This window comes from Nocardioides sp. HB32 (genome assembly GCF_054058995.1).
Genome location: NZ_JBSSBS010000001.1, coordinates 735690 through 753986 on the forward strand (window position 1 = coordinate 735690; position 18297 = coordinate 753986).

Sequence of the window (18297 nt, forward strand, 5' to 3'; positions counted from 1 at the left end):
TTGGCCGACGTACCCCGCGGGCAGACGGTCCGTTGGGCGGGTGGGAGCACCGTCTGAGATCCAGGGAGGGTCCATGCCTGCGTACCGTCGTGCCGCCGCGATCGGCACCGTCGTCCTCGCCATCGCCGCCGGACTGGTGGCCGTCTCGCCCGCGGCCGACGCGGCCGACCCGTGCTACAGCGAGAGACAGCCGACCGGTCCGCTCGGACTGCCGAGCGGGGCCGGCTGCGACGACACCGTCCCGCCCGAGACGACGATCGACAGCCCGACGCTCAGCACGCCCTGGCTCCGCTCGACCAGCGTGACGATCGCCTTCCACGGCGCCCACCCGGACGCCGACACCGACGCGATCGGCTACGAGTGCCAGTTCTACGACTCCGTCAGCGCTCCGACGACCTGGCAGTCGTGCACCTCGCCGTTCACCCAGGACGGGCTCACCGAGAACGGCGCGACGCCGTACACCTTCCGGGTGCGGGCGGTCGACACCCCGGACGACGCGCACGACCTGACCACCGACGCGTGGCCCTACACGGGCAGCACCGACGCCCCCGACCACGACCAGACGCCCGCCCAGCTCGTGTTCACCGCCGACGCGACGGCCCCGAACACCTTCGGCTTCCTGCGTACGTCGTACCCCGACGAGTCCGGCTTCGACGGGCCTATGCTGGTCGAGCCGAGCGCGCAGCTGCGGCTGCAGAGCACGCAGGGCACGTCGTACCGCTGCAGCCTCAACGGCAAGGCGGTCGCGTGCAACGACGGGCTGACCACGCTCCGCAACCTCACGCCGGGCGGCAAGCGGTTCAGCGCGGCGGCCGTCGACCCGGCCGGGAACGTCGACCCGTCACCGTTCGTGCAGGAGTTCTTCGTGCCCCGCAACCTGGCCCTCGGTGACGCCGACCGTGCGTCCCGCGGCGACTGGCGGCGGTTCCGGGACCCGGGCGGGTTCGGGGGCGACTACCTCGAGACCTCGACGTACGGCGCGGTGCTGAGCTTCCCGGTCCGCAACGTCCGCGAGATCCAGCTGCTGGCCCCTGCCGGCCCGCAGCTCGGGCGGGTGGAGATCCGCGTGGGCCGGGGCCGGTGGTACCCGGTCGACCTGCACAGCAAGGACCCCGCGAAGCTGAAGGTCTACGCGGTGCGCGACGCGATCAGCGGGCTGCTGGCCGGCACCCTCCAGGTGCGGGTCGCCTCGCACGGCAAGCCGGTCCGGGTGGACGCCGTCTCCGCGCGCTAGGTGTACCCGGTACGGCGCGGCACGGCGCGGCACGCAGCTGCAACGCGGGGTCATGGACGCTGCCCACGGCTCATGCGGGCGCTACAGCGAGGGTAACCCCGCGTGACAGCGATCGTGGCGCCACCGGAAATGGCGACGACCCGCCCGACGGGGTCGGACGGGTCGACGGCCTGGTGCCGCTGCGCTGCAGGAGCTGATGCTCCGGGGGTCAGGCCGGGATGACGTTGAGGGCCACCGTGGCCGACACGTCGTCGTGCAGCTTGACCGACACCTCGTGGGCGCCGAGCGACTTGATCGGGTTCTCGACCACGATCGTGCGCTTGTCGACCTGCTCGCCCGAGGCGTCGGCGAGGGCGCCGGCGATCTCGGTGACCGTGACGGCGCCGAAGAGGCGGCCGCCGGAGCCGGCGCGCACCTTCACGCTGACCGGCTGGGCCTCGAGCTTGGTCTTGATCTGCTCCGCGTGGTCGAGGTCGCGGACCGCGCGCGAGGCGCGGGCGGACTTGATCGACTCCACGGTCTTCTCCGCGCCACGCGTCCAGCGCAGCGCGAGGCCACGCGGGACGAGGTAGTTACGGCCGTAGCCGTCCTTCACCTCGACGACGTCGCCGGGAGCACCGAGACCGGTGACCTCCTGGGTCAGGATGAGCTTCATCTCCGTGCCTCCTCTCAGCGACCGGTCGACGTGTAGGGCAGCAGGGCCACCTCGCGGGCGTTCTTGACGGCGGTCGCCACGTCGCGCTGGTGCTGGACGCAGTTGCCGGTCACCCGACGCGCGCGGATCTTGCCGCGGTCGGAGATGAACTTGCGGAGCAGGGCGGTGTCCTTGTAGTCGACACCGGTCGCCTTCTCCTTGCAGAACTGGCAAACCTTCTTCTTCGGCTTGCGAATCACTGCCTTGGCCATTGTGGTGCTTCCTCTCTAGAAGCCCGGCCCCACGAGTGGGTTGAGTGCCGGAATGGTTGAGGGTGTTCGGATTTCTTGGTGGTGGATCAGAACCGAGCTGGTCTCGATACGCGCGTCAGGACTTCGCTTCGCTCAGTCCCGGCGCTACTCGACCTGCCCGCCGATCCGTCGCCTCGCGCCTTCGGCGCGAGCCGGCGGGCGACTCAGAACGGCGGCTCGTCCGAGCCGGCGCCCGGGGCGCCCCACGGGTCGTTGCCCGCGGGAGCCTGGCCGCCGGACGGAGCGCCGCCACCCTGGGAGGCAGCGGGCGTCGCCCACGGGTCGTTGCCGCCACCGGACTGCGGACGGGACTGCCCGCCGCCGCCGGAGTAGCCACCCCCGCCGCCCGAGCGGGAGGCGCGGGTGACCTTGGCGGTCGCGAACGCGAGCGCGGGACCGACCTCGTCGACCTCGAGCTCGATGACCGTGCGCTTCTCGCCCTCGCGGGTCTCGTAGGAGCGCTGCTTGAGGCGGCCCTGCACGATCACGCGCATGCCGCGCTGCAGGGACTCGGCGACGTTCTCCGCGGCCTGCCGCCACACCGAGCAGGAGAGGAACAGCGCGTCGCCGTCCTTCCACTCGTTGGTCTGACGGTCGAAGGTGCGCGGCGTCGACGCGATCCGGAAGTTCGCCACGGCTGCACCCGACGGGGTGAAGCGCAGCTCCGGGTCGTCGACGAGGTTGCCGACCACCGTGATGACGGTCTCGCCTGCCATGAAGAGCTCCTAAGGCTTGGTTCTGATCAGAGTCGTCCGACCACGTCCGCACATCGTTGCGTCTCGCACCGACAGGCGGAAGGGCCGATCCACAGGACGGAGTCCTGGGGCTCAGTGCACGTCGGGCCGGATGACCTTGGTGCGCAGGATCGACTCGTTGAGGGTGAGCTGGCGGTCGAACTCCTTGACCGTGGCCGGCTCGGCGTTCAGCGTGATGACGGCGTAGATGCCCTCGGCGTTCTTCTTGACCTCGTAGGCCAGGCGACGCCGGCCCCACACGTCGACGGACTCGACGGTGCCACCGTCGGTACGGATGACGTTGAGGTACTTGTCGAGAGAGCTCTCGACGGTCCGCTCTTCGATGCTGGGATCGAGGATGACCATCACTTCGTAGGCACGCACAGCGGTCTCCACCTCCTCTGGACTCGGGCGGCCACGGACTCTCCGTGGCAGGAGGGCGATGCGATTCCGTACGGCGAGCCGCACGGGTCCCCTGCGAGCACCCGTCGGTGGGCGCGGAAACAGAGAACGCCCAAGATTAACAGCGCCACGACGCGCCCACACAATCGCTGCCACGCAGGCGTGGACAGCGTCCCGCGGGTCGGGACCACGTCGGAGGCGGCGCCTAGGCTGGCCGCATGAGCATCGCGATCGGCGCCCATGTCGACCAGACCGACCCGATCGCCGAGGCGCAGGCGCGCGGGATGTCCCACGTGCAGTTCTTCCTCGGCGACCCGCAGGGGTACAAGGGCCCCGAGTTCCGGTACGCCGGCGGCGCGGACGGCCTGCGTGCCGACGCCGAGGCCGCCGGGATCGGGCTGTACGTGCACGCGCCGTACATCGTGAACGTCGCGACCACGAACAACCGGATCCGGATCCCGAGCCGCAAGCTGCTCCAGCAGCACGTGGACGCCGCCGCCGCGATCGGCGCCCGCGGCCTGATCGTGCACGGCGGCCACGTGAACAAGGACGACGACCCTGCGGTGGGCTTCGACAACTGGCGCAAGGCGATCGAGGCGGTCGACCTCAAGCTGCCGCTGCTGATCGAGAACACCGCCGGCGGCGACAACGCGATGACCCGCCACCTGGACCGGATCGGGCGGGTGTTCGACGCGATCTCGTCGACCGAGCAGTTCGACCTGGTCGGCTTCTGCCTGGACACCTGCCACGCGCACGCCGGCGGCAACGCGCTGGAGACCGTGGTCGAGGACGTCCGCAGCCGCACCGGGCGGATCGACCTGGTGCACTGCAACGACAGCCGCGACGAGTTCGACTCCGGCGCCGACCGGCACGCGAACCTCGGCGCCGGCAAGGTCGACCCCGACCTGCTGGCCGCCGTCGTGCGGGACGCCGGGGCGCCGGTCGTGCTCGAGACGCCGGGCGGTGCCGGAGAGCACGGCGCCGACGCCGACTGGCTCGAGGAGCGGATCGGATGACGTCCCGGATCACCGAGCTCAGCGTCGACTGCGCCGACCCGGCCGCGCTCGCGCGGTTCTGGGCCGCGGCCCTCGACTACGTCGTGCTCGACGAGGACCCCGACCTCGTGGAGATCGGACCGGCCGGCCGCGAGGACGCGCGGCTGCTCGCCGAGGTCCGCTCCGGGCCGGTCCCGCCGACGATCTTCTTCGCGCGGGTGCCCGAGGAGAAGGTCGTGAAGAACCGGGTGCACCTCGACATCTCCCCCGTCGACACCGACCGCGACGCCGAGGTGGCGCGGCTCGAGGCACTCGGCGCCCGGCGTACCGACCTCGCGCCGCCGGACAAGAGCTGGGTCGTGATGCTCGACCCCGAGGGCAACGAGTTCTGCGTGCTGCGCAGTCTCGCGCCTGAGCACTTCTCCTTGTAGGCGCCGACGGTCCCGGCTGCTCAGCCGACGAGCACCAGCAGGTCCCTGACCTCGCCCGAGCCGGGTCGGTCGACCCGACTGCGGACCAGGCGGAGCGGCTGCGGCCCCTCGCCCTCCCCGCGGAACACCAGGAAGTGGAAGCCGTGGTCCCCCACGTCGAGGGGCACCAGGTGCGCAGGCCGGTCCTCGACCTGCCAGCGGCTCAGGCCGAGCCCCCGGCGACGGAACCGAACCTCGAGGCGACTGCCGGCCGGCAGGCGCACGATCTCGCCGGGCTTCGGGTCACGCAGGATGCGGTGCTGGATCGTGATGGGCATGTCTTCGAGGAGCGACCCCGACCCGCCCTGATACCGGTCAGCCGAAGCACACGAGCGGCACCGGGGCGGTGTCGGCCGAGACCGCGGGTACCGCCGCGGCGAGTGCGACGGCCGGGTCCACCCCGGCGACGAGCTGCTGGTGGACCGTCACGAGGACGTCGTACGCCGCCCGGTCGTTGACGGCTGCCGCCGAGGCGATGACGCGGCGCGCACCCGCGTGCAGCCAGGCGGTCGTCATGCCGATCAGCTCGTCCCCCCACCGGACCGTGGAGCGACCGACCTCGCACGCGGACAGCAGGACGACGTCGGGCACCTGGCGGAGCTGGTCGATGTCGTAGCCGAACCACGGGCCGTCGGCGAGCTGGAGGCCGGAGAACATCGCGTTCTCGGAGCTGTGCCGGCCGTGCGCGGCGACGTGGAGGACGTCGACCGTCGACGCGAGCTCCGAGACGGCGCCGGCGGTCGCGACCTCCCCGGTCAGGATCCGCGCACCGTCCCACTCCTTCGCGGCTGCGGTGACCTCGTCCTCGGCACGGGCGACCCGCGGACCGGCGACGAGGCCGGCCGTGGTCGAGCGCAGCGGCGTCGTTCGCCGGGCCAGCCAGCTGGTCGCCGACTGCGCGACCGTGACGGGACGACCGGTGAACCCGGGCAGCAACGTCCACGGCACCCCGGCGAGCACCCCGGACGGCGTGAGGACCACCGCTCGCTCCCCGACCGCTGCCAGCAGCGGCTCGACGAGGGTGGCCGCGATCGCGGCGAGCCGACCGGCCAGCTCCGCTCGCACGAACCCGGCCATGGCCTCCGGCAGCTCGGCGGCCGCCATGTCGAGGTCCGGCAGGAGGCCGCCCAGGAGCGCGTCGACCTGTGCCCGGCCGCCGAGGTCGACCCGGGTCACGTCGTCGGAGGTGACGACCAGCGCGACCACGCGGTCCGCCGCGACGACGTACGCCACAAGTGCCTCGCCGTCGAGGACCGGGCGCAGCGCGTCGAGCGTCACCGGGTCCGCGACCTCGCCCGAGCCCCCGTGCTGCCAGGCCCGCTCCCGCACCCGTTGCCGCAGCTCGGCCTCGCGCTCGGGGTCGCGCTGTCCTCCCTCGGCGGCCATCTCGCGCAGCTCGGCGAGGTCCGCCACGATCTGCTCGTCCTCCGGCGCCCGCACCGGCTGCACCCGGCTGGCGAGCATCCGCGCCCGCTCCGACCACTCGAACAGCACGTCCAGCCTCGGCGACTCGACGGCCAGGGCGAGACCACGCGCCGCGAGACGTACGCCGTGCCCGGCCACGCCGGTCTGCAGGTCGAGGGATCCGAACGAGCTCTGCCAGGAGTGCAGAGCCGTCAGCCCCGTCCGGAGGTGCTCGAGAGCCCGTGTCGGGCGGCCCCGCGCGACGTCGACCTCCGCGCGGACGTCGCAGTCGTCGATGCGCAGCGCCAGGGGCGCCGCTGTCCCCATCGGAGCGCCCAGTCGGACCGCTGCTCCGTCAAGGTCTGCGCGTCGGGCGAGCACCCGAATCGCGTCGAGCTCTGCCGACCGGACCCGCCACGGCAGTCCCAGCCCGCTCAGCTCCTCGGCGACAGCATCTGCGGTCGCAACCAGCCGAGGAGCGGTGCCTCCCAGCGATACCTCCGCCGCCACCACCTGTGCCTCGGCGCGCGCCCTCCACACGTCCGACGACAACGCCCGGAATCGCCGGCGGGCGCTCCTGGCCGCGGTGAGGGCGACCCGGGCGTCGAATGGCTGGACATTGATCGCCAGCGCGAGCTCTGCCTCCGCCTGACGTTGTCGCATCCGTCGCCGACCGTAGTCCGCAGCCGCTCGATGCAGGAGACGAACCCCTTCGCTGACCAGGCCCGCGGCGAGCAGGACCTCGGCACGATCCTGCTCACAGGTGGCCTTGACGACGGGGCTCACCGGTTCGAGCACCACGTGCGCCTGCTCCATCGCCCTGAGGGCGCCGACGAGGTCTCCGGCGAGGAAGCGGGCGTAGCCGAGGTTGTGCTCGGCCTTCGCGCGCGCGATCGCGTCGCCCGTCAGGTTGTAGTTCGCCGCCGCGGACTCGAAGTCGCTCGCAGCAGACTGCGGGTCACCACGATCCAGGTGGACGGTCCCTCGATTCAGCTGAGCCTTCGCGAGATCCAGAGGCGCCTCGGCCAACAGCTCGATGGCCTGACCGAACGCGTCCAGAGCGCTGATCGCGTTGCCGGTCCGCCGCAGGATGAGGGCGCGCTGGCACAGCAGCACCCCTCGATGCTGACCCCGCAACTGCTCCTCGTTCAGAGCTCGGTCCAGGAGCCGCAGGGCGACGTCGGGATCTTGCGTGTCAGCGGCGACGTAGGCCGCCGTCGCATCGATACGAGCGAGCAGGGCGGGATCCATCGTGCGCTCCCGGGCAGTCGCGAGCAGGCGCTGTGCCTGACCGAGCCGCCCGGCGTTGACCGCGACCATCCCTTGAAGGTGCAGCTCCTCCGCCGATCGCACCCGCTCACTATGGCGTGATGTCGGTCAACTCCGCGACGCACGCCCAGGCGCGACCGATGACGGTGGCCAGATCCTCGTCGTCCTGAGCCGTCTCGAGAAGTCGCGCGGCGATGGCGCCGGCCAGGAGCGGCGCCGCGAACGACGTCCCACTCCAGACCCCGAAGCCACCGCGGAAGTCGTCCGGGTCGATCGACTCGCGCAACCGGCCGAACGCGTGTGTCCTCGCCACCGGAAGGAGCCCCCCTTGGAACGCCGGCATCGTGCTCATCACTGCGGCGCCCGGAACGTACGCGCGAACCCACGGCCCAGCGTTGCTGAACAAGGCGTCGGAGCAGCCGTTGGGGTTCGTGGCTCCGACGGAGACGATGGGCGGACGTGCGGCCTCGACGGGCACCGGACCGCTCCCGTCGGCCCACGGTGCGAACGCGGCCGGAAAGCTCGGTCGGCTCGTCGCGTCATTTCCGGCCGAGCACACGACGACGGTCCCGTTCGCGGACAGGTCGGCGAGAATGGCGTACAGCGTCGGATCGAACAGCAGGTCTTCCGGGGTCTCGTGGTAGTAGCCGAGCGAGAGGCTGAGTACGTCGATCCGTCGCCCGCCGGCCTCGCCTGCCCGGTCGCGGCGCACGAGCTCCGCGATCTGCGACAGCGCAACGATCCAGTCAGACTCCGCGATCGGGCCCGCGGACGGCACGATCCGCCACGACAGGATGTCGGCATCAGGGCACGCTTGGTGCACGATGCCCGCGATGAAGGTGCCGTGCCCCGACAACGGATCGATCATCCCGTCGAGGTCGCCCACGAGGTCACCGTGAAGATCCGGATCGGTCGCCGGATCGTCGAACCCGATGGAGTGCCCATCGAGGGTGACGTCGGTCTGGACGACGTCGTCGAGCCACGGATGTGGAGCGCAGCCCGTGTCGAGGAGCGCCACGACCGGTCGACGTCCCGGTAGCGCAGCGGCCCTGCGTCGCCGCGGTGGTGGTCCGACGTAGGCGACCGGCTGTCGACCTCCGCTCCCCGGGATGCCGTAGGTACTCATGGGCCGGTAGCCGCCCTCAGCCGGGTGGCTCTCGTTGAAAGGGTGCGATTCGTTGAACGGGTGGCTCTCGTTGAAGGGGTGGGACTCGTTGAACGGGCTGACGAACACGACGTGGTCGAGCCCGACGCCGCGAACCGACTCCACCCCGAACTGGGCGCGCGTCTGCTGAAGGAGGGTCCAGCCGTCGGGGGCGATAGTGGCGCGGTCGGAGGCCACGACCAGGCGGACCGGCCGGACGCCGAACCTCAGGCTCACCGTTCGCGGATCCTCCGGCTCCGGCTCGACGTCCCAGCCGAGCGGTGCGGCCACGGCGCGGAGAACCCGCATCGCGCCCTCGAAGTCGACGGACTTCGAGATCACGAGCCGCGGACCGACGTACACGGTCGGTCGCGGGGTGACGCCCTTGACCGTGATCGCGGTGGCCGGGTCCAGGATCCGTCCCTCGACGGTGGCGATCGCGGACGGCCGCGGCGGCGAGGGGTCGCGGTCGAGGGGCTTGCGGGCAGGACGCTTGGGCTCGGGCTGCTGCTGGACCATGGCTCCTCTAGATCTCGAACGTCGGCGTCGCGAACGCCGGACGGGTGGTGTCGTGCGGTTCGAGCCTCAGCCGCAGCAGTCCGAGCGGCAGGTCGGTGAGCTCGAAGCGTCCGGTGTCGGTGACGACCGACGACCAGTCGGTCGGATTGTCGCCGGGCAGCGCCCGGACCGTCATCGGCTCGGGCGGGACCACCCAGCCGTCGACGCGGGACCGGACGCCGTCGACCGCGACGCGCAGCAGCAGGTCGGTGTCGCCGTGCACGAAGCGGAGCGTGTACGACGTGGACCCGCGCGCGCCGACCAGCTCGGTCGCCCGCTCCACGAGCTCCATCAGCTCCACGTCCAGGTCGGAGGCAGCGATCGCGGCGGCGGCCTGCATGGTCGCCACCAGGTGGTCGGGCACCGGGTCGTGCCGCTCCCACACGTCACGGACGATGCCCAGGAGGGCGTCCCTGCTCAGCTCGCTCATCGGGGTCCCCTCGAAGTTGTCGGACGGAGGAGCGCAGCGGGGGAGGACGAGAACTTCATGGGGTGGATCACTTGAACTCCCCCGTCTGCATCAGGGCGACCCGCAGCTTCGCCAGGCACCGGCCCCGGGTGGGGCCGATGCTGCCGACCGGCATGCCCAGGTCGGACGCCAGCTCACGGTAGTCCGGCCGGTTCTCGAACGCGACGATCCGCAGCAGCCGGCGGCACCGCTCGGGCAGGCCGTCCACGGCCGCCCAGATCCGGTCGCCCTCGTCGTGCTGCACCGCGGCCTCCTCGGCGGACCGCGCCGCCGGGATGCGTGGCTCGAGGTCCTGGTCGGCGACGGGGGTGGTGCGGCCGTCACCCTGCGCCACCCGCCACGCCTCGCGACGCGCGGTCGTGGTCAGCCAGCCGCCGATCGCGACGGAGTCGACGATCGAGGACCGCCGGCGCACCAGCGCGAGCCAGGTCGACTGCACGACGTCCTCGGCCGCCGACTCCGAGAGCCGGTAGGACCGCACCACGTGCCACAGCACCGGCGTCATCACGGCCACCAGGTCGTCGAGCCCGGCAGGGTCGCCCGCGACCCAGCGGTTGAAGCCGGCGGTCGCCTGGCCCCAGACCTCGCCGGCGCGCGCCGAGACGCCGTCGGGGCGATCGCCGCCACCCACCGGCCGGGCCGAGCCTGCTCTGCTCACGTGTCGCGCCGCTCCCCGATGCTGGACATGTCTCTCGATCAGGATCACGGCATGGAGGAGGTTCCGGGGGCCGATCCTGATACCTGGTCACCGGAATCTTCCGCCGACCGGTCTGGACCGGCATCGCCCGGTCCGGGTGAGACCGGCCATTGGATAACCTCGGACGGTGCCCCGGCCAGAGCTCAGCGTCCGCGAGATCTCCGCGAGCGACCACCTGGAGCACATCCGGGCCAGGCGCTCGGTCAGCTTCCTCCAGACCCCGGCCTGGGGCCGGGTGAAGTCGGAGTGGCGGCACGAGTCGATCGGCTTCTTCCGCGGCGGCGAGCTCACTGGCGTCGGCCTGGTCCTCTACCGGCAGCTGCCCCGCCTGAAGCGCTACCTCGCCTACCTCCCCGAGGGCCCGGACCTGGACTGGGACGACGAGGACCTTGCCGCCTGGCTGGCCCCGATGGCGGCGTACCTCAAGGAGCGCGGGGCGTTCGGCGTCCGGATGGGCCCGCCGGTGGTGACCCGCCGGTGGGACGCCGCGACGGTCAAGGAGGGCATCGCCGACGACGCCGTACGCCGGCTCGGCGAGCTGGCGCCCACGGAGCGCTCCAGTGCCGGCGCCCGGGTGGTCTCCCAGCTCACCGAGCTGGGCTGGCGACCGCAGGCGGCCGAGGGCGGGTTCGCGGCGGGCCAGCCCCAGTACGTCTTCCAGGTCCCGCTCTCCGGCCGCACCGAGGACGACGTGCTGGCGGGCATGAACCAGCAGTGGCGCCGCAACATCAAGAAGGCCGCCAAGGAGGGCGTCGAGACCGCGGCGTACGCCGGCGTCGCGATCGAGCCGGAGCTCAAGTCCTTCCACGACCTCTACGTGCACACCGCCGAGCGCGACCACTTCACGCCTCGGCCGCTGTCGTACTTCACCACCATGGTCAAGGCGCTGGCCGCCGAGGACCCCGACCGGATCGTCCTGCACACCGCCCGGCACGAGGGCACCCTCGTCGCCGCGACGATCGCGATCCGGGTCGGCGCGCACGCGTGGTACTCCTACGGCGCCTCCTCCACCGAGAAGCGGGAGGTCCGCGGCTCGAACGCCGTGCAGTGGGCGATGATCCGGGCCGCGATCGCCGCGGGCGCGGACGTCTACGACCTCCGCGGGATCACCGACACCCTGGCCTCCGACGACCCGCACCTGGGCCTGATCCAGTTCAAGGTCGGCACCGGCGGCGAGGCGGTCGAGTACGTCGGCGAGTGGGACCTGCCGCTCAGCAAGCCGCTCTACCGGGCCTTCGACCTCTACATGCGGCGGCGTGGATGAGCCTCACCCTGACGGTCGACGGCGACCGCTGGCGCCGCCACCTGCGCGCCTGCGCCGACGCCACTCCCGGCCTGGTCCCGGTCGCGAAGGGCAACGGCTACGGCTTCGGCCTCGGCCGGCTGGCCCGCAAGGCCGGGTGGCTGGGTCTCGACACCCTCGCCGTCGGCACCTACGACGAGCTCCCGGAGGTCGCCGGGCGGTACGACGGCAGCCTGCTGGTGCTCACGCCGTGGCGGCCGTTCGGCGCCGCTCTCGACGTCAACCCCGCGATCGCCGGGCGGGTCGTCCACACCGTCAGCCGCACCGAGGACGTCACCGACCTGCTCGACCGGCAGCCCGACGCCCGGTTCATCCTCGAGCGCGAGACCAGCATGCTCCGCCACGGCATGACCGCGCGCGGTCTCTGGGCCGCGGCCCGCGAGGTCGCCGCGCGCCCGGGCGCGAAGGTCGAGGGCGTCGCGCTGCACCTGCCCCTCGCCCACGGGGCGCACCTGACCGAGGTGCGCCGGCTGGTCAACGACGTGGTCGCCGCCGAGCTGCCGCTCGAGACCATCTGGGTCAGCCACCTCAGCGCGGCCGAGCTCGGGGAGCTGCGCTCGGCGTACCCCGACCTGACCTTCCGGCCGCGGGTCGGCACGGACCTCTGGCTCGGGGACCGCGGGGCGCTGCGGGTGACCGCGACCGTGCTCGACGTGCACGAGGTCGAGCGCGGCGACTCCTACGGCTACCGGCACCGCACCGCGCCCAAGGCCGGGCACATCCTCGTCGTCAGCGGCGGCACGGCGCACGGGATCGGCCTCGAGGCGCCCACCGGCGACGCCTCGATCAAGGCCCGTGCCGCGACGCTCGCGCGCGGTGGCCTGGACGCGGCCGGCTTCGTGCGCTCGCCGTTCTCGATCGACGGCAAGCAACGGCTGTTCGCGGAGCCCCCGCACATGCAGGCCTCCATGCTGTTCCTCCCACACGGCGCGCGGGTGCCCGCGGTCGGCGACGAGGTGGACGTGCGGGTGCGCTACACCGCCACGGCGTTCGACCGCGTCGTCCTGAGCTGAGGCTCCCACTCCGCCGCCCGGACCGGGTCGTGACGGGGTCGCCAGATGTCGCGGACCACCATCGCCACCAGCCACAGCTCGCAGGCGACCCGGATCAGGATCGCGGCCCAGTAGAAGCCCGAGTCGCCGCCGGACGCGGGTGCGAGGAAGCCGCCGAGGTACCACCAGACCGCCGCGAAGTAGAGCACCTCACCGGCCTGCCAGATGATCAGGTCCCGCCAGCGCGGCCGCGCCAGGACCGCGAGCGGCAGCAGCCACAGCACGTACTGCGGCGAGTACACCTTGTTCACGACCAGGAAGCCGGCCACCACGAGGAACCCGAGCTGGGCCAGCCGCGGCGTCGACGGCGAGGTGAGCCCGAGGACCAGCACGCCGATGCACCACGCCCCGAAGAACAGCCAGGACCCGACGTTGATCGTGTGCGGCTCGAACGCGAACGGGTCGCCGGTGCGCTCCATCGCCTGCTGGACCACGAGCCACACCGAGCCGAGGTCCGCACCGCGGTCGGAGTTGAAGGTCCAGAAGACCTTCCACTCCGCCGGCCCGGAGAGGTACGCCGGCGCGTTGGCCAGCACCCAGGCCGCAGCCGCCCCGAGCGTGGCGAGCCCGAGCTCGCGCATCCGGCGCTGGCGCAGGCAGATGACCAGGATCCCGCCGAGCAGGAACAGCGGGTAGAGCTTGGCCGCCGTCCCGAGCCCGATCAGTACGCCGGTGAGCAGTGGTTTCTCCCGACGCCACGCCCAGAGCGCGCCGGCGACGAACACGACCGCGACCAGGTCCCAGTTCACGAGGCCCGTCAGCAGCAGCGCCGGTGACAGCGCGAAGGCGGCCGCGTCCCACGGCCGCCGGCGGTTGACGCCCGCGAGCAGCCACGCCGCGAGCAGCGTCAGCGCGGCGAACCCGAGCGCGTTCACGATCACGAAGATCCGCATCTCGCGCAGCACCGGCGCCGTCCCCGACAGGTCGCCGACCGACTGGGAGTACCGCGGCTCGATGTCGGGCGAGCCGTTGAGCCAGTGCGTCACCCACGCGGCGCCGTACGCCCAGTAGGCGATGCCGACGGGGTACTCCATCACCTCGTAGCGCGCCCGCGTCTGCGGGTCGTCGCTGTAGGGCCAGCTGAGCTCCGCGAAGCCGCGGCCGGTGTAGAGGTACGGCAGGTCCGAGTAGCACATGTGGGTGTAGCGGGCGTTGCCGTCCTGCCACGTGTCGTCGTAGCAGTTCGTCTTCTGCCACATCCCGAGCGCCATGACGACCGCGGTCATCGCCAGCACCACCCGCACCGGCGTCCACCACGGGTGCCGCGCGGCGCGTGGGCCGGCCGGGCCGCCCACCCCCTCGCTCAGCGCACCGACGACGGGATCGTCCGACGTGGGATCGACCCAGTCACCCCGCGCCGGCGACACTCAGGCCACCGGGGTACGCCGCCGGCCGCGCCGGCCCCTGGTGTGTCCGCCCCCGGGCCCCGACGGGCTGCCCGTGGGCGAGCTCGCGGTGTCGGAGGGCGACGGGGTGCTCGACGACGAGCCGCAGCCGAGCAGGCCACAGCTGTCCGACGGCGACTCGGTCGGCGACTCGCTCGGGCTCTGCGAGGACGGCGGCGCCGACGACGTCTGGGTGGACGGCGTGCTGGACGGCTGCGCGGTCCTGGTCCTCGTCGGCGGCGGCGGAGCCGGCTCGTGCCCGGTGTCCGGCGCCTCGCCGTCGAGGTTCGCCGCCAGCGGGAACTCCTCCACGGGCAGGCCCTCCATGTCCGCGCGCATCACGGCGGTCCAGGTGCGGGTCGGGTAGTCGGCGCCGAAGTACGACGGCAGCCATCCGTCGAGCTGCTCGTTGCCCTTGCCCCGGACGTACATGACCGCGGTCGCCAGCTGCGGCGTGTACCCCACGAACCACGAGGACGAGACCTCGTCGTCGCCGTTGGTCGCCGTCCCGGTCTTGCCCGCCGCCGGACGGCCCAGCGCGAGGGCGTTCTGGCCGGTGCCGCTCTTCACCACCTGCTGCAGCGCGTAGGAGGTGTCCGCGGCGATGTCGCTGTTCATCTGCTCGTCGTCCGCGTCGAACGCCGGGGTGGTGTGCTGCTTCCACGTGTAGTTGTGGCCGCCCTGCTCGTCGACGACCTTCTCGATCACGTGCACGTCGGCCGCCTCGCCGCCGTTCGCGATCGTGGCGTAGGCGTTGGCCATGTTGACGGGCGCGACGGTGGCCGATCCGAGGGCGATGCCGGAGATCGGCTCGAGGCCGGGGCTGGTGTGCAGGTGGTTGAAGCCGGACTGGGACTTGTCCCACTTCGGGATGCCCGCCGCGTTCGCCGTGTCGAGGATCTTCTGCGGGCCGTCCGGGATCGACATGGTCAGGTCGGCGTACGCGGTGTTGATGGACTCCTCGGTGGCGTACAGGAGGCTGACGGCGGAGCCGTAGTCGGTGCCGAGGCCGTCCGGTCCCGAGCCCTCGTTGCGCACCCGGTCACCGGTGCCCTCGCCGTTGTAGTAGTACGGCGAGTCCCCGTCGAAGGTGTCCGTGAGCGAGAAGCCCGCCTTCAGACCGGTCGCGAGCGCGAACGGCTTGAAGGAGGAGCCCGGCGAGCCACCGGTCACCGCCCAGTTGATCTGGGAGTCGAGGTAGTCCTGGCCGCCGTAGAATCCGCGCAGTGCGCCGGTGCCGGGCTCGACGCTCGCCACCGCGATGTGCAGCTGCTTGTCGCCGAAGCCCTCGGGGCGCTCGTCCACGACCCCCTGCTTGGCGGCGTCCATCGCCTTGGGGGTGAAGGTCGTGGTGACCCGGAGGCCTCCGCCGTCGATCTGCTCGTCGCTGTAGCCGAGGTGGTGCAGCTCGTCGCGGACCATCGTGAGCATGTGGCCGCGCTGGCCACCGAGCCGGCTGTCGGCCTTGACGGGCGGGAACTTCGGCAGGTGCTTCTTCGCCTTGTCCGCTTCGTCCTGGGTGATGTTGCCCGCGTCCGCCATGCCGTCGAGCACGTAGTCGTAGCGCTCGTGCAGGTCGTGTTTGGACTGCTTGCCGTTGGCCGGGTCGAAGTGGGTCGGGTTGTTCAGGACGCTGGCGAGGACCGCCGACTCCTTGAGGTCCAGGTCCTTGGCGTCCTTGTCGAAGTACGCCTGGGCGGCGGCCTGCACGCCGTACGCACCCCGGCCGAAGTAGATGGTGTTGAGGTAGCCCCGGAGGATCTCGGACTTGCTCTGCTCGCGCTGGACCTTCAGCGACAGGATCGCTTCCTTGACCTTGCGCTTGTAGGACCGCTCCTGGCTCAGGTACAGGATCTTCACGTACTGCTGGGTGATCGTGGACGCACCCTGGGTCGAGTTGCCGGACGCGTTGCTGAACGCGGCCCGGATGATGCCCTTGGGATCGATGCCCTTGTCGGTCCAGAAGGTCCGGTTCTCGGCCGCGACGACGGCGTCCTGCAGGTCCTCCGGCATCTCCTCGAGCGTGATCGAGTCGCGGTTCTGGACCGCGAAGTCGCCGAGCTCGGTCTTGCCGTCGGCGTAGTAGATCTTCGAGGTCTGGGTGAGGAAGTCCTGGTTCGGGTCCGGGATGTCGATCATCTTGTAGAGGACGACGAACCCGCCCACCGCGACCAGCGCGAAGGCGAGGAACGCGATCCCGAGCCACTTGGCGAGCCGGAGCACCTTCTGCTTGCGCGTGCGGGGTCGCTTCGCCGCGGACTTGCTGGGCGCGCTGCGCTTACCACTCACTGTCGCTGGCTCCGCGGGTCGAGGTCGAGATCCACGTCAGGGTACGGGGACCCGGCAACCGGGCCCAACACGGCGCCCGGGTGCGCTGCGACACGTCCGTCAGGTCATCTGGACCGGTACCCGGTTCGCAACGCGCGGATATATCGCTACGATAGGTCGCATGGCACGTCGGGCAGAGACCATCGAGCTGGCAGTCCTCGGACTGCTGCACGAGGGACCCATGCACGGCTACGAGCTCCGCAAGAGGCTGAACCTCATGCTCGGATGGGGTCGCGTGCTCTCCTACGGGTCGCTCTATCCCACCTTGAAGAAGATGCTCCGCGGCAACCTGATCGAGGAGGCGGCCACCACCGTCACCCCCGTGACCCGGCGGCCGCGGATCGTCTACCAGCTCACCGAGGCCGGGCAGGACGAGTTCGAGCGCCTGATGATGGAGGTCGGTCCCACGGCGTGGGAGGACGAACAACTTCGACATCCGGTTCGCATTCTTCAGCCGCACCGACATGGAGATCCGCCTGCGGGTCCTCGAGGGTCGTCGGACCCGCCTCCAGGAGCGCCTCGAGCGGGTGCAGAGCCAGCTGTCGATGACCCAGAAGGAGGTCGACAGGTACGCCATGGAGCTCCAGCGCCACGGCGTCGAGTCGGTCGAGCGTGAGGTGCGGTGGCTCTCGGACCTCATCAACGCCGAGCGCAGCGGAGAGCAGAACCGTGTCGACACCTCCGCGATCACGGACCCCGGTGCCGACACCACCACCAGCAACGGCCAGCAGGCCACCTCAGAAGTGAAGTGACGTGAAGTGACAAGGAAGGAATCCCCGATGGGTTCGGTTCGAGTGGCAATCGTGGGGGTTGGCAACTGCGCCACCTCCCTGATCCAGGGCGTGCACTACTACGAGGACGCCGACCCCGCGGGCACCGTCCCGGGTCTGATGCACGTGACGTTCGGCGAGTACCACGTCGCCGACGTGGAGTTCGTCGCGGCGTTCGACGTCGACGACAAGAAGGTCGGCAAGGACCTCTCCGAGGCGATCAACGCCTCCGAGAACAACACGATCAAGATCTGCGACGTCCCCACCCTCGGCATCGAGGTGCAGCGCGGCCACACCCTCGACGGCCTCGGCAAGTACTACCGCGAGACCATCGAGGAGTCGGCGGCCGAGCCGGTCGACATCGTCCAGGTCCTCAAGGACACCCAGGCCGACGTGCTCGTCTCCTACCTCCCGGTGGGCTCCGAGGAGGCCGACAAGTTCTACGCGCAGTGCGCGATCGACGCCGGCGTGGCGTTCGTGAACGCGCTCCCCGTCTTCATCGCCTCGGACCCGGTGTGGGCCAAGAAGTTCGAGGACGCGGGCGTCCCGATCGTGGGCGACGACATCAAGTCCCAGGTCGGCGCGACCATCACCCACCGCGTGATGGCGAAGCTGTTCGAGGACCGCGGCGTCACGCTGGACCGCACCTACCAGCTCAACGTCGGCGGCAACATGGACTTCAAGAACATGCTCGAGCGCGAGCGCCTGGAGTCCAAGAAGGTCTCCAAGACCCAGGCCGTCACCTCGAACCTCACCGGCGAGCTGGCCGGGAAGAAGTACGACCGCAACGTGCACATCGGTCCGTCGGACTACGTCGCGTGGCTCGACGACCGCAAGTGGGCCTACGTGCGCCTCGAGGGTCGCGCGTTCGGCGACGTCCCGCTGAACCTCGAGTACAAGCTCGAGGTCTGGGACTCCCCGAACTCCGCCGGCATCATCATCGACGCGATCCGCGCCGCGAAGATCGCGAAGGACCGCGGCATCGGCGGCCCGCTCATCTCCGCGTCGTCGTACCTGATGAAGTCCCCGCCGGTGCAGCTGCCGGACGACGAGGGCCGCGCTCGCGTCGAGGCGTTCATCAAGGGCGACGTCAGCCACTGATCCACAGCACCACAGAGCACCGCACACCGCCCCGCCA

General features: G+C 71.2%; 18 protein-coding genes and 1 pseudogene. 8 read left to right on the forward strand and 11 right to left on the reverse strand.

The window, feature by feature from the left end; genetic code table 11:
• Positions 1-73 precede the first annotated feature (73 nt).
• Positions 74-1234, forward strand: coding sequence for a hypothetical protein (locus ACVW2K_RS03775; protein ID WP_457201599.1), 1161 nt, complete (start codon positions 74-76; stop codon positions 1232-1234).
• Between the two features lie 208 nt (positions 1235-1442).
• On the opposite strand, the gene rplI is transcribed toward ACVW2K_RS03775, so the two are convergent.
• The 4 genes from rplI to rpsF form a co-directional block, all read right to left on the reverse strand.
• A complete protein-coding gene (gene rplI, locus ACVW2K_RS03780; protein ID WP_457201600.1) occupies positions 1443-1889 on the reverse strand; it encodes a 50S ribosomal protein L9 in 447 nt (148 codons plus the stop codon).
• Positions 1890-1903: 14 nt separating this feature from the next.
• Entirely contained in the window at positions 1904-2140 is a 237-nt protein-coding gene (rpsR, locus tag ACVW2K_RS03785) for a 30S ribosomal protein S18 (RefSeq protein WP_028637855.1), read from the reverse strand.
• Positions 2141-2343: 203 nt separating this feature from the next.
• Complete coding sequence (locus tag ACVW2K_RS03790) at positions 2344-2895, reverse strand: single-stranded DNA-binding protein (protein ID WP_028637856.1); 552 nt, start codon at positions 2893-2895, stop codon at positions 2344-2346.
• Positions 2896-3006: 111 nt separating this feature from the next.
• Positions 3007-3297, reverse strand: a complete 291-nt coding sequence (gene rpsF / locus ACVW2K_RS03795) for a 30S ribosomal protein S6 (protein WP_028637857.1) — start codon at positions 3295-3297, stop codon at positions 3007-3009.
• A 236-nt stretch (positions 3298-3533) separates the two neighbouring features.
• Between rpsF and ACVW2K_RS03800 the strand changes: the two genes are divergently transcribed.
• Together ACVW2K_RS03800 and ACVW2K_RS03805 are read left to right on the forward strand one after the other, a co-directional pair.
• Positions 3534-4331 carry a deoxyribonuclease IV gene (locus ACVW2K_RS03800; protein ID WP_457201601.1) on the forward strand — a complete coding sequence of 266 codons (798 nt, stop codon included), beginning with the start codon at positions 3534-3536 and terminating at the stop codon, positions 4329-4331.
• Positions 4328-4741, forward strand: coding sequence for a VOC family protein (locus tag ACVW2K_RS03805; RefSeq protein WP_457201602.1), 414 nt, complete (start codon positions 4328-4330; stop codon positions 4739-4741). Before ACVW2K_RS03800 ends, ACVW2K_RS03805 begins: the two co-directional genes overlap by 4 nt.
• A gap of 20 nt (positions 4742-4761) precedes the next feature.
• Here the strand turns inward: ACVW2K_RS03805 and ACVW2K_RS03810 are convergent, their stop codons facing one another.
• The 5 genes from ACVW2K_RS03810 to ACVW2K_RS03830 all read right to left on the reverse strand — a co-directional run bounded on the left by ACVW2K_RS03810 (position 4762) and on the right by ACVW2K_RS03830 (position 10282).
• Positions 4762-5058, reverse strand: a complete 297-nt coding sequence (locus ACVW2K_RS03810; protein WP_457201603.1) for a hypothetical protein — start codon at positions 5056-5058, stop codon at positions 4762-4764.
• Positions 5059-5095: 37 nt separating this feature from the next.
• A complete protein-coding gene (locus ACVW2K_RS03815) occupies positions 5096-7537 on the reverse strand; it encodes a CHAT domain-containing protein (protein ID WP_457201604.1) in 2442 nt (813 codons plus the stop codon).
• 7 nt (positions 7538-7544) lie between these two features.
• A complete protein-coding gene (locus tag ACVW2K_RS03820; RefSeq protein ID WP_457201605.1) occupies positions 7545-8888 on the reverse strand; it encodes a S8/S53 family peptidase in 1344 nt (447 codons plus the stop codon).
• Between the two features lie 235 nt (positions 8889-9123).
• Positions 9124-9585 carry a hypothetical protein gene (locus ACVW2K_RS03825; protein ID WP_457201606.1) on the reverse strand — a complete coding sequence of 154 codons (462 nt, stop codon included), beginning with the start codon at positions 9583-9585 and terminating at the stop codon, positions 9124-9126.
• 67 nt (positions 9586-9652) lie between these two features.
• Positions 9653-10282, reverse strand: a complete 630-nt coding sequence (locus ACVW2K_RS03830; protein ID WP_457201607.1) for an RNA polymerase sigma factor — start codon at positions 10280-10282, stop codon at positions 9653-9655.
• 166 nt (positions 10283-10448) lie between these two features.
• Between ACVW2K_RS03830 and ACVW2K_RS03835 the strand changes: the two genes are divergently transcribed.
• Entirely contained in the window at positions 10449-11585 is a 1137-nt protein-coding gene (locus tag ACVW2K_RS03835; protein WP_028637862.1) for a lipid II:glycine glycyltransferase FemX, read from the forward strand.
• Positions 11582-12637 carry an alanine racemase gene (locus ACVW2K_RS03840; RefSeq protein ID WP_457201608.1) on the forward strand — a complete coding sequence of 352 codons (1056 nt, stop codon included), beginning with the start codon at positions 11582-11584 and terminating at the stop codon, positions 12635-12637. Before ACVW2K_RS03835 ends, ACVW2K_RS03840 begins: the two co-directional genes overlap by 4 nt.
• Here the strand turns inward: ACVW2K_RS03840 and ACVW2K_RS03845 are convergent.
• Both ACVW2K_RS03845 and ACVW2K_RS03850 read right to left on the reverse strand, forming a co-directional pair.
• On the reverse strand, positions 12598-14043 hold the full coding sequence (locus tag ACVW2K_RS03845) for a glycosyltransferase family 87 protein (protein ID WP_457201609.1): 1446 nt from the start codon (positions 14041-14043) through the stop codon (positions 12598-12600). The two genes, ACVW2K_RS03840 and ACVW2K_RS03845, sit on opposite strands and share 40 nt — an antisense overlap.
• Positions 14044-16350 carry a transglycosylase domain-containing protein gene (locus tag ACVW2K_RS03850; protein ID WP_457201610.1) on the reverse strand — a complete coding sequence of 769 codons (2307 nt, stop codon included), beginning with the start codon at positions 16348-16350 and terminating at the stop codon, positions 14044-14046.
• Between the two features lie 220 nt (positions 16351-16570).
• Between ACVW2K_RS03850 and ACVW2K_RS03855 the strand changes: the two are divergent.
• The 3 genes and pseudogenes from ACVW2K_RS03855 to ACVW2K_RS03865 all read left to right on the forward strand — a co-directional run.
• Positions 16571-16711, forward strand: a pseudogene (locus ACVW2K_RS03855) (PadR family transcriptional regulator); the annotation flags it as partial.
• Positions 16712-16853: 142 nt separating this feature from the next.
• Positions 16854-17141 (forward strand): hypothetical protein, encoded by a 288-nt coding sequence (locus tag ACVW2K_RS03860; protein WP_457204104.1) that lies wholly within the window; start codon positions 16854-16856, stop codon positions 17139-17141.
• A gap of 27 nt (positions 17142-17168) precedes the next feature.
• Entirely contained in the window at positions 17169-18260 is a 1092-nt protein-coding gene (locus tag ACVW2K_RS03865) for an inositol-3-phosphate synthase (RefSeq protein WP_457201611.1), read from the forward strand.
• The last annotated feature ends 37 nt before the right edge of the window (positions 18261-18297 follow it).

Coding starts and splice junctions, on each gene's coding strand:
- ACVW2K_RS03775 (WP_457201599.1), top strand. CDS start 74: ATGCCTGCGTACCGTCGTGCCGCCGCGATCGGCACCGTCGTCCTCGCC.
- rplI (WP_457201600.1), bottom strand. CDS start 1,889: ATGAAGCTCATCCTGACCCAGGAGGTCACCGGTCTCGGTGCTCCCGGC.
- rpsR (WP_028637855.1), bottom strand. CDS start 2,140: ATGGCCAAGGCAGTGATTCGCAAGCCGAAGAAGAAGGTTTGCCAGTTC.
- ACVW2K_RS03790 (WP_028637856.1), bottom strand. CDS start 2,895: ATGGCAGGCGAGACCGTCATCACGGTGGTCGGCAACCTCGTCGACGAC.
- ACVW2K_RS03800 (WP_457201601.1), top strand. CDS start 3,534: ATGAGCATCGCGATCGGCGCCCATGTCGACCAGACCGACCCGATCGCC.
- ACVW2K_RS03805 (WP_457201602.1), top strand. CDS start 4,328: ATGACGTCCCGGATCACCGAGCTCAGCGTCGACTGCGCCGACCCGGCC.
- ACVW2K_RS03810 (WP_457201603.1), bottom strand. CDS start 5,058: ATGCCCATCACGATCCAGCACCGCATCCTGCGTGACCCGAAGCCCGGC.
- ACVW2K_RS03825 (WP_457201606.1), bottom strand. CDS start 9,585: ATGAGCGAGCTGAGCAGGGACGCCCTCCTGGGCATCGTCCGTGACGTG.
- ACVW2K_RS03840 (WP_457201608.1), top strand. CDS start 11,582: ATGAGCCTCACCCTGACGGTCGACGGCGACCGCTGGCGCCGCCACCTG.
- ACVW2K_RS03860 (WP_457204104.1), top strand. CDS start 16,854: ATGGAGATCCGCCTGCGGGTCCTCGAGGGTCGTCGGACCCGCCTCCAG.
- ACVW2K_RS03865 (WP_457201611.1), top strand. CDS start 17,169: ATGGGTTCGGTTCGAGTGGCAATCGTGGGGGTTGGCAACTGCGCCACC.